This window comes from Bacteroidota bacterium (assembly GCA_016713765.1).
Lineage (GTDB): Bacteria > Bacteroidota > Bacteroidia > AKYH767-A > 2013-40CM-41-45 > Pollutiaquabacter > Pollutiaquabacter aromativorans.
In genome coordinates, this window is record JADJON010000001.1 from 2,120,094 (window position 1) to 2,133,193 (window position 13,100).

Below are 13,100 nucleotides of genomic sequence, written 5' to 3' on the forward strand. Positions count from 1 at the left end.
TGAAATTTAGAGCAGCCCATAGAATTTGTTAATTTTGCCAACCATGCGTTTTCCCATTTTCCCGACCATTTTGCTGATCATCCTGGTTACCGGAAAGCAAATGACAAGCCGGGCCCAGCAGCCCGTGGTGCACGTAAGACCGTTGTTCAGTGTCGCACTAAAATCCAGTCTTACGACCGTCAACAAGGCCAATGATATGACTGTGGCACCGAACGGCGACTTGTTTGTGTTGGGAACTACGGCCATCCCGGATTCTTTGCGGGATTTCTACGTGACGCGCTTGAGCCCTGATGGAAAAAGGATATGGGAGAGGACCTTCAACAGCGGAATCGGCGGCGATGACCTGGCTGTCGACGGATGCCTGGATCACTTCGGAAATTTCTGGACGGTTGGCGTAGCGAAGATCAGTGAAGCCGATGCCGATATACAAGTCGTGCGATTTTCGGGTGACGGCGGGGCTTTTCCGGGTGACAGGGTTGGAGGTGTCGCGGGATTGTATGATGCTCCCACCTGTATCGGTGCGGACCCAACCGGAGCCATTTACGTGGGCGGATATATCACTTCCCTGGATTCGGGATTGAATGCCGTCGTTTGTCGTTTTGACCTGGAAGGGAAACTGATTTGGAAGCAAACCTGGTCAACACTCCAAATGGACATCTTCAACGACCTGGTCGTCGATGATTCCTGCAATGTCTATCTCTGCGGGAATGCCGACGTCGCGTTGAGGAGCTCTGATCTCCTGGTAACCAAGTTCGATTCCACGGGTCGTCTTGTCTGGCAGCACCGTTATGACGGCATCCTCGGTGAAAGCGATGCGGGTTTTCAGCTTAGCCTTGAAGGAGATTCACTCCTTGCGGTTAGCGGTTGGGTGAATCATGCCAGTGACCGATCCGATATTCCGCTCATCCGGTTCACCCGAAACGGCATGTTGTTGCAGGAGAAATGGTACAACGGAAATCAGACCGACGGAGTCGCCAACAGTTTATCCGTCCGCGACTCCTTCATGGTCATGACCGGTGATATCACCGATTATCCGAGAGGACAGCGCTATGGAGTTCTTTCAGTCTGGACCCCATCGGGTAAGGATACGATCGTACGAACGACCCGGCCGGGGAGTACCATTCTCAACGCGTTCCCCTTTGCGGGGAAGTGGCTGGTGTCGGGTGCTAAGAACCTGGCAGAAGGTGAGGGAATGGTACAACCGTTTATTGCCCTTGCGGATACCGGTTCCTCCTGGGCCTGGCAGTTTACAGACACCACTGTTTTCGGACTTTCCCATGTTCGTTGTGTGCTCGATCGTGGTACGCGGATCTACTACCTCGGTGACGATACCGGAGAGGCTACCGGAACCATTTATGTATTGGGGTACGAACTCGTACCCGTGACGGAAACCAAAAAGAATCATGTCCCGCAAGGCCCCCGAAAAAGCGTACCCCGCTCTCATTGATGCTCATTTGGAAGAGTTGCGTGCAATCGTTGGACGTGAATTCGTGCTCACGGATGAGGACGCATTGCATAACCATTCGCACGATTACACGGAAGACCTGCGCTTTCTTCCGCAGGTGGTTGTCCGTCCCGATACCGCGGAGCAGGTTGCTGCCATCCTAAGATTCTGTAACCGCACCGGCATTCCCGCAACACCGAGAGGTGCGGGGACCGGACTCAGCGGCGGCGCATTGCCGGTTCTGGGCGGGGTGGTGATCGCCATGGATCGCTTCAACCGCATTCTTTCGATCGATGAACGTAATCTGCAGGCAACGGTGGAACCGGGTGTCATCAACCAGGTTTTTCAGGATGCGGTGATGGAGAAGGGGCTGTTCTATCCGCCGGATCCAGCCAGCCGGGGCAGTTGTTTTCTTGGCGGCAATTTGGCCGAATGCGCAGGCGGTCCAAAAGCAGTGAAGTACGGCGTTACAAAGGATTACGTGCTCAATTGCCAGGTGGTCCTTCCTTCCGGAGAAATCATCTGGACAGGCGCAAATGTGCTGAAGAATTCCACCGGGTATAATCTGACACAGTTGTTGATCGGCAGTGAAGGAACGTTGGGGATCATTACCCGTATCGTATTCCGGCTGGTCCCGCTCCCGAAGGAGAACCTCCTCATGCTGGTGCCTTTCCGCAGCGCTGAAAAAGCCTGTGAAGCGGTGAGTGCCATCTTTCGGACCGGCATTACGCCATCCGCACTTGAGTTCATGGAGCGTGACTGCATTGAGTATGTCATGCGATTCGTGGATGTGAAGGTGCCCCTCAAAGACGATATCAACGCCCATTTGCTGATCGAAGTGGATGGCAACGACCGGGACGTTCTTTTCAAGGAATGTGAACGTATCTCGGAAGTGTTGTACGAATTCGAATGTGACGAGATCCTCTTTGCCGATACGACGCAACAGAAGGCGGATCTCTGGAAGGCGCGCCGCAGTGCCGGCGAAGCGGTGAAGTCGCACTCCATTTACAAGGAAGAAGACACCGTCGTTCCACGCGCTGAATTACCTCGCCTCCTGAAAGGAGTAAAAGCGATTGGCACCAAGTATGGTTTCCGTAGTGTCTGTTACGGGCACGCCGGCGACGGTAACCTGCACGTGAACATCATCAAGGAAGAGATGTCGGACGAAGCCTGGCAGCGAGAAGTGCCGAAAGGAATTCGGGAGATTTTTGAATTATGCGTTTCGTTGGGCGGTACGATTTCTGGTGAACACGGAATCGGTTACGTACAGAAACAGTACATGGACATCCCGTTCGATCCGGTGCAATTGGAGCTGATGAAAGGGATCAAACGTCTGTTCGACCCGAACGGAATACTCAACCCGGGAAAGATCTTTCCAGATGCCTGATCGTAATCGTCCTGTTGTCGTGATCACTGGCGCTTCTTCCGGAATCGGGAAGGCGCTCGCGTTTGAATTCGGACGGAATGGTTTCGCCGTTTCAATCAGCGCCCGGCAGGCGGACCGGCTGGGAAAAACCGTTAGCGAATTGCAGGCAGCCGGAATCCCGGTGTACGCGGTTACCGGAGATGTAGCGAAAGAGCAGGATTGTAAAAACCTGATACAAGAGACGGTCAACACCTTTGGCCGGATCGACGTGCTCATCAACAACGCCGGGATGTCGATGCGTGCCTTATTCGAAAAGACGGACCTGTCGGTTATCCGACAATTGATGGATATCAACTTTTGGGGAACCGTTTATTGTTCCAAGTTCGCGTTACCCTACCTGTTGAAGCAAAAGGGCAGCATTGTCGGTATATCATCCATTGCCGGTAAGAAGGGGCTACCCGGCAGGACTGGTTATTCCGCCTCCAAGTTTGCCATGGAAGGATTTCTGGAGACCCTGCGAACAGAGAACTTGAAGAAAGGCCTGCATATACTTGTGGCATGCCCGGGCTTTACGGCCTCCAACATCCGGGTCACCTCGCTGGGAGCCGACGGTAAAGGGCAGGGGGAATCTCCCCGGGAGGAAGGAAAGATGATGCAACCCGAGGAAGTTGCTCGCAGGATTTTCAATGCAGTAAAGCAGCGCAAACGCGACCTGGTCATGACCCGCGAGGGTAAGCTGACGGTCTTCCTGAACAAGTTTTTTCCCGGATGGCTGGATGGGGTGGTTTATAACCACATGGCCAAGGAGCCTGATTCCCCTTTCAAATAAGCTCAGCGGACCTGTAAACGGATGCCGCCGACCGCCAGGAGTTTTTCCTGTTTATCGTAGAAGAAGATCTCGTATTCGCCTTCCTGATAAAAGGTCAGCCGATGGGAGAACCATCGGTAGGACGGAGAGGTCGGGATGTACACCGAACTCTCAAAAACGGATGCGCCTTTCTCGCGACGAAAGAGATCCGCGCGTACCTGGTCGGTATTCACCGCATGTGGAAGCGTCACCAGCACATGCAAAAAACCGCCATCGCGCTTGATGGAAAAATAATCACTGGCATTCACCGGCTTTCCGTCCGAACTCACCTGCTCGCAGAATACGACGCTTTGTCCGTGGGAGGCCGATGGGCCTGCCAGCAGCGAGACGGTCAGAAGTAAACTGGTAAGCAGTGCGCGTGCATCCATCAGAAGCGAGCGTTGATACGGAGGTTGAGTTGCCGTGCTGTCAGGTAATTCGGCACAGCATATTTCCGGGCGTTGCTGACATCGGTGATCCAGGAGTAGGACGCTACATTGGAGACCTGCAGGAGATTGAACACTTCGACACCGATCCATAAGGATTTGAAACCGGAAAAGAACTTTCCTTGCGGTTTGTTTACCACGTCTTCGCCGATGATCTGTTTTGACAGGCCCAGGTCGACGCGTCGGTAGGAGGGTGAACGGTAAACGTCTTTGTAACGATCACGTCCGGGAGGGCCGAAGGGGAGTGCAGTGCCGAAGAGCAAGTTGAGTGACATCTTGAAGGTCGGCGACTTGGGCAGGTAATCCTGGAAGAAGAGACCGAAATTGACGCGTTGATCAGCCGGCCGCGGAATGTAGCCCGGTTCAACTTTTTGGGAATCGACCGCATTCTGGTCGAAGGTGTACCCGGCGATGATCTGTTCGCCCGCCGCGTTATACCGGAGGTAATAAGCATCACCGGTGATGTCCTCTTCCGTTTGGAGGATGGAGAGGCTGGCCCAGGATTCGGTTCCCGGTACGAATTCACCGAACAACCGGAAGTCGATCCCGCGCGCATAACCTTTTGATTGCAAGGTTGGCAGGTAGCGGAGTCGCAGGTTGTCTTCCTTGTACGGGATCAGGTTTTCAAGGAACTTGTAATAGACTTCGGTGGTGAGTTTGAACTCCCGGCCGAGTGCCAGGAAGGTATAATCGCCACCGAGTACCGCATGGATCGATTGCTGTGCTTTCGTTTTTGGGTAGGCGGTTCCATCCAGGTCGCGCAGTTCCCGGTAGAAGGGGGGCTGATAATAGACTCCTCCGGAAGCCCGGAAACTCATGTTGCGTTTCCAGTCAGGCTTATAGGTGATGCTGGCGCGCGGGCTGATCACCAGTTGTTCGTTCAGGTCCCAATAATTGGCACGAATGCCGGTGGTCAGGATGACGCGGTTGGTATCGGAGAGTTGCCAGGTATGTTGCAGGAAGCCCATGACCCGGTTCGATTCCAGCGTGTTCCTGGCAATAACCACGTCGTTCAGCAGAATGCGCGGGTCGGCGGAATCGCGCGGAGAGGGGATTGAAAAGCCTGCCGAATCGTTGTAGTTCCATTCGTGCATCTTGTCTTCGATCCGCTCTGTGCTGACCTTCGCTCCCCATTGCCAGAGCGAGCGCTCGCCCACGCGCTCACCTTTGTGCTCCAGACTGGTTGCCTGACCTTCCAGACGGTTGCGTGCGTGGTTTAGGAAGGAGCCGACACCCAGGTTGAAGGCGACGTCTCCGAAATCGTCTTTGCCAAGGTCCGCTTCCAACTGATCCAGGAAGTATTGTCCGAGAATGTCGAAGTTCTCTTCTTCGCGTGTGGCGAATCCGCTGGCGATCAGTTTAAGCTTGACGCGCTCATTCGGCCTAAAGGCGACGGAGGCTGAAGCCGATCCGGTCTGGTAGCGATCGAATTCCTGTCCTTCAAAGTAGACCGTGAATCGTTTCGCGTCATTGATGGTGCCGAAATTCGTCTCCCGCGTGGAGGGGGTGAGCTGGTAACGGTTCCGGGCATAGTTGGTGAACAATTCAATGGTCCAGCGCGAGCTGGGTTCAAATCCCGTCAGCAATTGAATGTCCGTGAAGGAAGGCCGGTATTCACCTTTTGTCTCGAACGTGTTAAGCAGATATTGATTGGACCGCTGGCGGGCACTCGCCATCCAGTACCATTTGTCGTTTTTGCTTCGGTTCTGAATGGTCAACGAACCGCCCAGCATGCTGGCGCTGGCGCTTATTCCGAATTCCTTCGGTTTCTTGTACCGGATATCGAGTACGCTACTCAGTTTGTCGCCATAGACAGCATCGAATCCGCCGGCAGAGAAGAAGATGGATTCGACCATATCCGGATTGATGATACTGATCCCTTCCTGTTGCCCGGAGCGTACGAGCAAGGGCCGGTATACTTCGAAGTCGTTGATGTAAACAAGGTTCTCGTCGTAATTGCCGCCGCGCACGGAATAGGTGGAACTCAATTCATTGGCAGAACCAACACCGGGCATCGTTTTGATCAGGTCTTCAACGCTCTGATTCGGCGTTGGGAGCACGGATACGACTTTCGGATTGATCGGGGTAACGTTGATCGTCTTGAGCGATCGGTCTTCGATGTTGACCTCTTTGAATTGCACGACACGTGAACGCATCCGGCGGTCCAGCACCCGGGATTCCCCCGGCGTCAGCGTGACCAGAACCGTGTCGGTACGGAGTCCTGTGCTGCTGAAAACGATGCGCAGCGCTTCGTTCGCCGGAAGCGACAATTCATATCGGCCGTCATCCCGTGTCGTCGTTCCCTGAGGTTTTCCAAAGACTGCGACCGTAACACCAAAGAGCGGTTTACCAACACTGTCACGTACCGTCCCGCGTAATACGCCCGTGTTCTGGGCCAGGATGCTGCCCGGGAGTAAAAGCAGGAGGAAACCGAGCAGAATAGCGGCGGAAAGCCGTTTAATTATCGTCGTCATCCGTGGTCTTGCGACTATTCTTGTTCTTGTTTCTAAAATCGCCGTTTTGCCACATCTGGATGAACTTGGACCAGGCGACCGGGTTGAGCAGGTTATTCGGCGGTAGCTGCCCGGCATAGTACAAGCGGCTCGATTGCTGTTCCATCTGGTAGCGGAAGTTCATGGAGCCATCCATCGGCATGGCGGTCGCAAGAATGTTGAGTTGATTACGGTCCAGGTTTCGTTCGGCACGGGCCAGATCGTCGTCCGGTACGCGAAGCTGCAGGAAGGCGTCCTTGAATTGTTCCTTCGTCGGCCAGGGGAAGATCACGACCTCTTTCAGGAGAACCGTATCGCGTCGCAGCAGTTGTATGAGCGAGCACCGGTGGTCACTGATCGTATCCGGGATGATGAAGACCGCTTTCTTGAAGCCGATGGCCGCGAATTCCACGGTGTCTTTCATTTTGGCGACGAACGAAAAGAATCCGTAGTAATCAGAGATGGTTCCCCGGCTGGTATTCTTGATCATGATGCTCGAAAAGGGGATGGGCATCAGGCTGTCGTTGCTGACTACGACTCCGGAAAACTGGACAAGGTCATCGGGCATCAGCCGGTTAGACTGGGCCACTGCGGTCTTTGTGCCAAGCGTGAAGAGTAACAGGGCCAAAATGGCCGGGAAGCCGTATTTTTTAGGCATAGTGGGGTAAAGGTATTAACTAATGGGAAGTTGATTAACGGCAATTCCGGTAAAAAATTGACGGTTTATCAACGCTTTAGCCCCGGTCGTTTTCGTAAATTTGTTGTACATGTTTACTCGCGGGACCCTGCGCAATCTGCGGTATCTCTGGAGCCTTGCGCCCGGACTGGTAACCATTGCCGGAAATGCGTTGGGAGGTGCCTGGTCCTGGGCGAACCTGGTTTTCTCCCTGGGATTGCTGGCAGCCCTCGAGTGGTTCGTCGCCGAGGATCATCACAATGAGTCAGCATCCACCTCCTTTTTACCGGATCTGATCCTGATTTTGCATGCCGTTTTTCAGGTAGTGGCGTTGGGCGCGTTGTTCGATTCCATTGCCGGCGGCAGAATTGCCGGCATCCACCTGATCGGGGCCGCGCTATCTACAGGCGTTCATTCGGGATCTTCTTCGATTGTCATCGCCCATGAATTGGTTCACCGAAAGCACCTGGCCTGGCAGGCCTTGGGGAAGTTCCTGCTTTTCACAGCAGGCAACATCTACTTCTTCGTTGAACACCTGCGGGTGCACCACAAATGGGTCGGAACACCCAGGGACCCTGCTACTGCCCGCTTTGGCGAGAACCTGTACGCATTCTTCTTGCGATCGCTCAGCGGTCAGCTCTCCGGAGCTATTCGATTGGAAAACCAGCGTCTTAGGCATGAAGGTAAATCAACGGTTCATCCTGATCATTATGTCTGGAGAAACTTCACGGGCTTGTTGCTTGTTTCCATCGTGTGCTGGTATTTCCTGGGTTGGCCCGGTCTGGGTGCCTGGGCCTTGCAGATACTAACCGCGAATTTCCTGCTCGAATACACCAACTACATTGAACACTATGGCCTTTCCCGCCGGGAAGACGAGCGGGTTCGGGAAACGCACAGCTGGCAGACGGACAAAGTGGTCAGCCGATTTGTCCTGATCGACCTGAGCCGTCACAGTGATCATCATTTCCATGCATCGAAACCTTATCATACCCTTCAGACGTACGAAAAAAGTCCTGTACTTCCCGGTGGGTATGCATCTGCAGTCCTGATGGCGCTTATTCCTCCCATTTGGTTCAAGATTGTCAACCCACGACTGGAGCAGTATCTTCAGCAAATTCACGCTACCTGAACCATGATCCATTTTGCTCCATTCAAACATTGCCGATGGATCCTGTTGCCGGGACTTTTCCTGATTGGTGCATGCACAGGTTGTAAGGACGATACGGTTGCACCTTCCAGTTTGCCATCTTACCAGGCTTACTTCCCCATTGATAGCGGTACCTGGATCGAGTACGACGCTGATTCGGTTGTTCATCTTCCGGTTGATGATGCAGGCGAGGTCGACACGGCCGTTGAATTTTATCATTTCCAGTTGCGGGAAGTTATCGATTCCGTTTTCATTGATGGAGAAGGGGATACGGCCATTCGCATCAACCGGTATCGGCGTGAAAACGATACGCTTCCCTGGGAATATTTCAACCTGTGGACCGCCAAGCGGACGAGTGAGAACGTGGAACGGACGGAAGACAACGTTCGGTTTGTCAAGCTGGCTTTCCCCATCGATGCCCGGAAGAGTTGGAACGGAAACGCCTACAACTTCTTTCTGGAAGAAGTCTATATCTACCGTGATTTGTTTCAGGCGAAATCGGTCGGGCCGTACGCCTTTGATCAAACGATCACGGTTTTACAAAACGAATTTTCCTCGAACATCAACCGGATCTACAAAGAAGAGATCTATGCACGGGATGTCGGGATGATCCAGAAACAATCGGATAGTGTCAGCGTTCTCATACAGAGTTCCGGTCTGCCGCTGATCCTGAATGGGACCGAATACACTTTAACCGTCCGAGATTATGGGCATTGAACGAATCCGATTCCTGGCAACCTGCCTGTTCCTGATGAGCATGCAGACGGTGACTGCGCAAACCGGCCAGGCAAAATACGTAGTGCGTTTTACGGATAAGAATGGAAGTACTTTTTCTGTCGGCGCGCCGCAGGATTTTCTTTCCCAGCGCGCCATCGACCGGCGATCGCGCCAGAATATCCCGGTGACCCAGGCGGACTTGCCTGTCAACGAATGGTACATCGATAGCGTTGCAACGAAAGGTGCCCGGATCATCAACCGGCTCAAGTGGCAGAATGCCGTAGTGGTGGAGTGCGACTCCCTTACCCGGATCTCCATTGATGCTTTGCCCTTTGTTCTCAGTAGCGACCGTGTGAAGCGGGTTGCCGGCTCTCCGGGCGATGGTTCCCGGAAAAAGAGCCTTCGGCTTCATTCCGGACCTGTGTTGAAGGAGTTGCCTTTCCTGCGTACCGCATCGTATGATTATGGCCCCTCCTTCAATCAATTGCATCTGATGAATGCCGAGTATCTCCACGATCAGGGATACAAAGGGGAAGGTATCGTCATCGCCGTGCTGGACGCAGGCTTCTATCAGGCCGATCATGTACCATCCCTCGACAGCCTCTTCATCGATAATCGCTTGTTATCTACCTGGGACTTCGTCGACGATCAGGCATCCGTTTTTGAAGACGACTCCCACGGATTATCCGTATTATCTACGATTGCCGGCATTTTACCGGGCCAGTTAATCGGAACCGCCCCGCACGCCGCCTTCCATCTGTTGCGTAGCGAAGATGCACCGACGGAGAATATCATCGAAGAATACAATTGGGCTGCCGCTGCCGAATATGCCGATAGCGCGGGCGCGGATATCATCACATCCTCCCTGGGGTATTCTACCTTCGACGATACTTCCGCCAGCCATACCTACGCGGACATGAATGGAAATACCTGTCCGTCTTCGCTTGCAGCCGACTTTGCCGCGAGCCGTGGACTCCTGGTTCTGGCGAGCGCCGGCAATCAGGGAAATTCCGGCTGGCACTACATCAGTGCTCCGTCAGATGGTGACAGTGTGCTGGCAGTAGGCGCGGTGGATTCCTCCGGATTCAAAGCTTCCTTCAGTAGTTTCGGCCCGTCTTCCGATGGCGATGTTAAACCGAATGTCGCGGCGAAGGGTCTTGGAACTATCGTTTCCTATGGCGATGGCAGTAACGGACCGGGCAACGGCACTTCCTTCGCATGTCCGGTACTTGCCGGAGCGGCGGCTTGTCTGTGGCAAGCCCATCCCAACAAATCGAACATGGAGGTTTTTCACGCCATTGAGCAAAGTGCCAGCTATTACAATACTCCCGGCGACTCCCTCGGTTTTGGCATTCCGAACTTTATCCTGGCTGACCTGCTGCTGGGCGGTATCATCGACGGTCTTCCTTATGAAGAAGCGCTGATGAGCGTTTATCCGAATCCGTTCAATGATCGCCTGGAACTGCAGTATTTCTCCCGGAAGGCACAAACCATTCGGCTCTCGCTGACCGATGGCTTGGGACGGGTCGTATGGAACAAGGATGTGGCGGTAAGCGGGAACAGCATCAGTACCCTAAGCCTTCCAGACCTCGGAAATCTCCAGACGGGTTTCTACCTCATCCGGGTAGCTTCAGGAGAAAAGGAATTCGTCCGGAAGGTCGTACGTTCCCGCTGATTCAACCCTTGATTTCGTCCCACACTTTCTCAATGGCATCCGATAGCCGGCGGTCCTTTTCCGTGACCATATGTCCGGCATCGTGCGTTGTCAGACTGATGTGAACCTTGTTCCAGCTATTGCTCCATACCGGGTGGTGATTCATGGCTTCACAAATGAAAGCGACCCTTGTCATGAACGAAAAGGCGTGCGCAAAGTCCTTGAACTCGTAACTGCGCGTTAGTCGGTTGTCCTCTTCTTTCCAAGCCATTGTTTGTGTGGTTGCCATGATGTGGTCCGACAAATGTAACCAAACGACAATCCGGCGCAAGTAAGTGGCATCCACCACAAAGCGTAAACCAGCGAATAATTAAATTAGCATTAAATAGCTGATTATAAGCTATTTAATGCTAATTGGCGAAGTGGTTGATTCGGGTCAGTGGACGCCCTTTGACGCGAGATAGCGTTCGGCATCCAAGGCGGCCATACATCCGCTTCCGGCTGCGGTGACGGCTTGCCGATAGACCTTATCAGCAACATCACCCGCTGCAAAAACACCTTCCCGGGAAGTTTTCGAAGTGCCGGGAATATTCTTGATGTAGCCGGTTTCGTCCATATCAATCCAACCTTTGAAAATGTCGGAATTGGGATGGTGCCCAATGGCAACGAAAAAACCCGTGACATCGATTCTGCGTTCCTGGCCCGTCTTGTGGTCGATCAGGATCGCACCTTCCACACCCTTCTCACCGACGATCTCCTTGGTCTCGTGATTCCAGAGTACTTCAATGTTAGGGGTGTTGAGGACACGGTGTTGCATGGCCTTGCTGGCCCGCATAGCATCCCGGCGGACGATCATGTAGACCTTCTTACAAAGTTTGGCGAGGTAGGTAGCCTCTTCCGCGGCAGTATCACCGGCACCGACAATGGCGACCGTTTGACCTTTAAAGAAGAATCCGTCACAAACCGCGCAAGCGGATACGCCGTAACCGTTCAGGCGTTGTTCCGAGGGCAGGCCGAGCCATTTGGCAGAAGCGCCGGTAGCGATGATAACCGAGTCGGCATGGATGGTCTTCGTTTCGTCGATGACCACCTTGTGAACGGGCCCGGTGAAATCGACGGACGTTGCATAGCCGAAACGGATATCCGTGCCAAAGCGCTCAGCCTGGGCCTTGAAATCCTCCATCATTTGCGGACCGTGTGTTCCCTTCGGGTATCCCGGATAATTCTCGACTTCCGTCGTGATGGTCAATTGTCCGCCTGGCTGAAGTCCCTGGTACATTACAGGCTTCAGATCGGCACGGGCGGCATATATGGCGGCAGTATATCCGGCGGGACCTGATCCGATGATCAGGCACTGTACATGTTCGATGGTCTCACTCATGGCCTAATGAAATAGGCCGCAAAGGTACGGACAAAGAACGAACCCGCCTTACTGAGCAATGACGGTGTCAAATGAAGCGGCATAACCGCCCCAAATGCCCAATCCGCCGCTGATGTTGGACGTGATCGGCGCCGGGGATCCGAACGGGTTCCCGTTGTTCTGGATCTGCGTCTCAGCCGTACGCCAAAATTCAAAATGATCCCTGTCGATGGCAGTGAATTTCACGACGATCGTATCGCCGCGCTTGAAAAAGAACCGCTCTTCATTTTCGTCGTCTTCCTTTTCGGAGTTGGTGGCAATTCCCCGCGGGAAACTGAAATTGAAGCTCCTGCCGTTGATGAACTTGTCCTCGAAGACAGAGCCGAGCGGTGCGATGAATATGGAATCCTTTTGCCTTCCGATGTCATCTCCGAACGTATAGCGGTTCATGCGCTGGGCGAACCAACGGTAGCAGTTGCCCAGGGTGTCAGGCTCCGTCATGCGGGCCCAGACAAAACCAAGCGAGTCCCGTTCGCCATCGACTTTCCACCAGGTGCTGTCGAGTGTCACCACTTCGGGGATCTTGGTCGATGCTGTCAGGACTTTCCCTTCGGCTTCGACCCGGAGCGTATACGTTTTTCCGGCTTCACCGATCAGGCTGGATACATAGACGCCGAATCCCGGCAATTGATCCAGCGTGTCGATCGTCGTGCCATCGGATACGATCACCCGGGCGCCCTGGACAGTGTTCTGGATCACATTGGTGACGTTGATGCTGCCAAAGAAGGGGAGAGTCCTGGACAGGGCGAGTAGGGCAGGCTGCCCATTTTCGATATAGCCTTCCACCACGAGCAATTCTTCAGCTTCGGGGATGTCGACAGTTACGTTCTTCTCACAAGCCGAGAGCGACAGGAGCAGGAGGGAGACAAGGAGTAGTCGGGTCGTTCTCAT

At 53.7% G+C, this 13,100-nt stretch carries 12 protein-coding genes; 6 read left to right on the forward strand and 6 right to left on the reverse strand.

What is annotated here, in order from left to right; translation table 11 throughout:
* The first annotated feature begins 43 nt into the window (after positions 1–43).
* Genes IPJ96_08130 through IPJ96_08140 form a run of 3 tightly spaced genes read left to right on the forward strand, consistent with a single transcriptional unit; the run spans position 44 to position 3,639 of the window.
* Entirely contained in the window at positions 44–1,447 is a 1,404-nt protein-coding gene (locus IPJ96_08130) for a hypothetical protein (protein ID MBK7910317.1), read from the forward strand.
* The gene (locus IPJ96_08135; GenBank protein MBK7910318.1) at positions 1,404–2,831 is read left to right on the forward strand and encodes an FAD-binding protein; all 1,428 of its coding nucleotides are present in this window, start codon (positions 1,404–1,406) and stop codon (positions 2,829–2,831) included. Before IPJ96_08130 ends, IPJ96_08135 begins: the two co-directional genes overlap by 44 nt.
* On the forward strand, positions 2,824–3,639 hold the full coding sequence (locus tag IPJ96_08140; GenBank protein MBK7910319.1) for an SDR family oxidoreductase: 816 nt from the start codon (positions 2,824–2,826) through the stop codon (positions 3,637–3,639). Before IPJ96_08135 ends, IPJ96_08140 begins: the two co-directional genes overlap by 8 nt.
* 2 nt (positions 3,640–3,641) lie before the next feature.
* On the opposite strand, the gene IPJ96_08145 is transcribed toward IPJ96_08140, so the two are convergent.
* The 3 genes from IPJ96_08145 to IPJ96_08155 are packed head-to-tail and all read right to left on the reverse strand — an operon-like array spanning position 3,642 to position 7,253.
* Positions 3,642–4,046 carry a hypothetical protein gene (locus IPJ96_08145; protein MBK7910320.1) on the reverse strand — a complete coding sequence of 135 codons (405 nt, stop codon included), beginning with the start codon at positions 4,044–4,046 and terminating at the stop codon, positions 3,642–3,644.
* Positions 4,046–6,577, reverse strand: coding sequence for a carboxypeptidase regulatory-like domain-containing protein (locus IPJ96_08150; protein MBK7910321.1), 2,532 nt, complete (start codon positions 6,575–6,577; stop codon positions 4,046–4,048). The genes IPJ96_08145 and IPJ96_08150 overlap by 1 nt, the downstream gene beginning before the upstream one ends.
* Positions 6,561–7,253: a carboxypeptidase-like regulatory domain-containing protein gene (locus IPJ96_08155; GenBank protein ID MBK7910322.1), complete on the reverse strand. Its 693-nt coding sequence runs from the start codon at positions 7,251–7,253 to the stop codon at positions 6,561–6,563. The genes IPJ96_08150 and IPJ96_08155 overlap by 17 nt, the downstream gene beginning before the upstream one ends.
* A 109-nt stretch (positions 7,254–7,362) precedes the next feature.
* Here IPJ96_08155 and IPJ96_08160 point away from each other — a divergent pair, with 109 nt between their 5' ends.
* The 3 genes from IPJ96_08160 to IPJ96_08170 are packed head-to-tail and all read left to right on the forward strand — an operon-like array spanning position 7,363 to position 10,810.
* Complete coding sequence (locus tag IPJ96_08160; protein MBK7910323.1) at positions 7,363–8,400, forward strand: alkane 1-monooxygenase; 1,038 nt, start codon at positions 7,363–7,365, stop codon at positions 8,398–8,400.
* A gap of 3 nt (positions 8,401–8,403) precedes the next feature.
* Positions 8,404–9,135 (forward strand): hypothetical protein, encoded by a 732-nt coding sequence (locus IPJ96_08165; GenBank protein ID MBK7910324.1) that lies wholly within the window; start codon positions 8,404–8,406, stop codon positions 9,133–9,135.
* The gene (locus IPJ96_08170; protein ID MBK7910325.1) at positions 9,125–10,810 is read left to right on the forward strand and encodes a S8 family peptidase; all 1,686 of its coding nucleotides are present in this window, start codon (positions 9,125–9,127) and stop codon (positions 10,808–10,810) included. Before IPJ96_08165 ends, IPJ96_08170 begins: the two co-directional genes overlap by 11 nt.
* A 1-nt stretch (position 10,811) precedes the next feature.
* On the opposite strand, the gene IPJ96_08175 is transcribed toward IPJ96_08170, so the two are convergent.
* From IPJ96_08175 to IPJ96_08185, 3 genes are all read right to left on the reverse strand, one after another.
* Entirely contained in the window at positions 10,812–11,060 is a 249-nt protein-coding gene (locus tag IPJ96_08175) for a 4a-hydroxytetrahydrobiopterin dehydratase (GenBank protein ID MBK7910326.1), read from the reverse strand.
* A 165-nt stretch (positions 11,061–11,225) separates the two neighbouring features.
* The gene (gene trxB, locus IPJ96_08180) at positions 11,226–12,170 is read right to left on the reverse strand and encodes a thioredoxin-disulfide reductase (GenBank protein MBK7910327.1); all 945 of its coding nucleotides are present in this window, start codon (positions 12,168–12,170) and stop codon (positions 11,226–11,228) included.
* 48 nt (positions 12,171–12,218) lie between these two features.
* Positions 12,219–13,100, reverse strand: coding sequence for a DUF4249 domain-containing protein (locus tag IPJ96_08185; protein ID MBK7910328.1), 882 nt, complete (start codon positions 13,098–13,100; stop codon positions 12,219–12,221).

Bases quoted from the DNA above. Each gene is read 5' to 3' on its own strand.
- IPJ96_08130 (MBK7910317.1), top strand. From the start codon at position 44: ATGCGTTTTCCCATTTTCCCGACCATTTTGCTGATCATCCTGGTTACC.
- IPJ96_08135 (MBK7910318.1), top strand. From the start codon at position 1,404: ATGTCCCGCAAGGCCCCCGAAAAAGCGTACCCCGCTCTCATTGATGCT.
- IPJ96_08140 (MBK7910319.1), top strand. From the start codon at position 2,824: ATGCCTGATCGTAATCGTCCTGTTGTCGTGATCACTGGCGCTTCTTCC.
- IPJ96_08145 (MBK7910320.1), bottom strand. From the start codon at position 4,046: ATGGATGCACGCGCACTGCTTACCAGTTTACTTCTGACCGTCTCGCTG.
- IPJ96_08150 (MBK7910321.1), bottom strand. From the start codon at position 6,577: ATGACGACGATAATTAAACGGCTTTCCGCCGCTATTCTGCTCGGTTTC.
- IPJ96_08155 (MBK7910322.1), bottom strand. From the start codon at position 7,253: ATGCCTAAAAAATACGGCTTCCCGGCCATTTTGGCCCTGTTACTCTTC.
- IPJ96_08160 (MBK7910323.1), top strand. From the start codon at position 7,363: ATGTTTACTCGCGGGACCCTGCGCAATCTGCGGTATCTCTGGAGCCTT.
- IPJ96_08165 (MBK7910324.1), top strand. From the start codon at position 8,404: ATGATCCATTTTGCTCCATTCAAACATTGCCGATGGATCCTGTTGCCG.
- IPJ96_08170 (MBK7910325.1), top strand. From the start codon at position 9,125: ATGGGCATTGAACGAATCCGATTCCTGGCAACCTGCCTGTTCCTGATG.
- IPJ96_08175 (MBK7910326.1), bottom strand. From the start codon at position 11,060: ATGGCTTGGAAAGAAGAGGACAACCGACTAACGCGCAGTTACGAGTTC.
- trxB (MBK7910327.1), bottom strand. From the start codon at position 12,170: ATGAGTGAGACCATCGAACATGTACAGTGCCTGATCATCGGATCAGGT.
- IPJ96_08185 (MBK7910328.1), bottom strand. From the start codon at position 13,100: ATGAGAACGACCCGACTACTCCTTGTCTCCCTCCTGCTCCTGTCGCTC.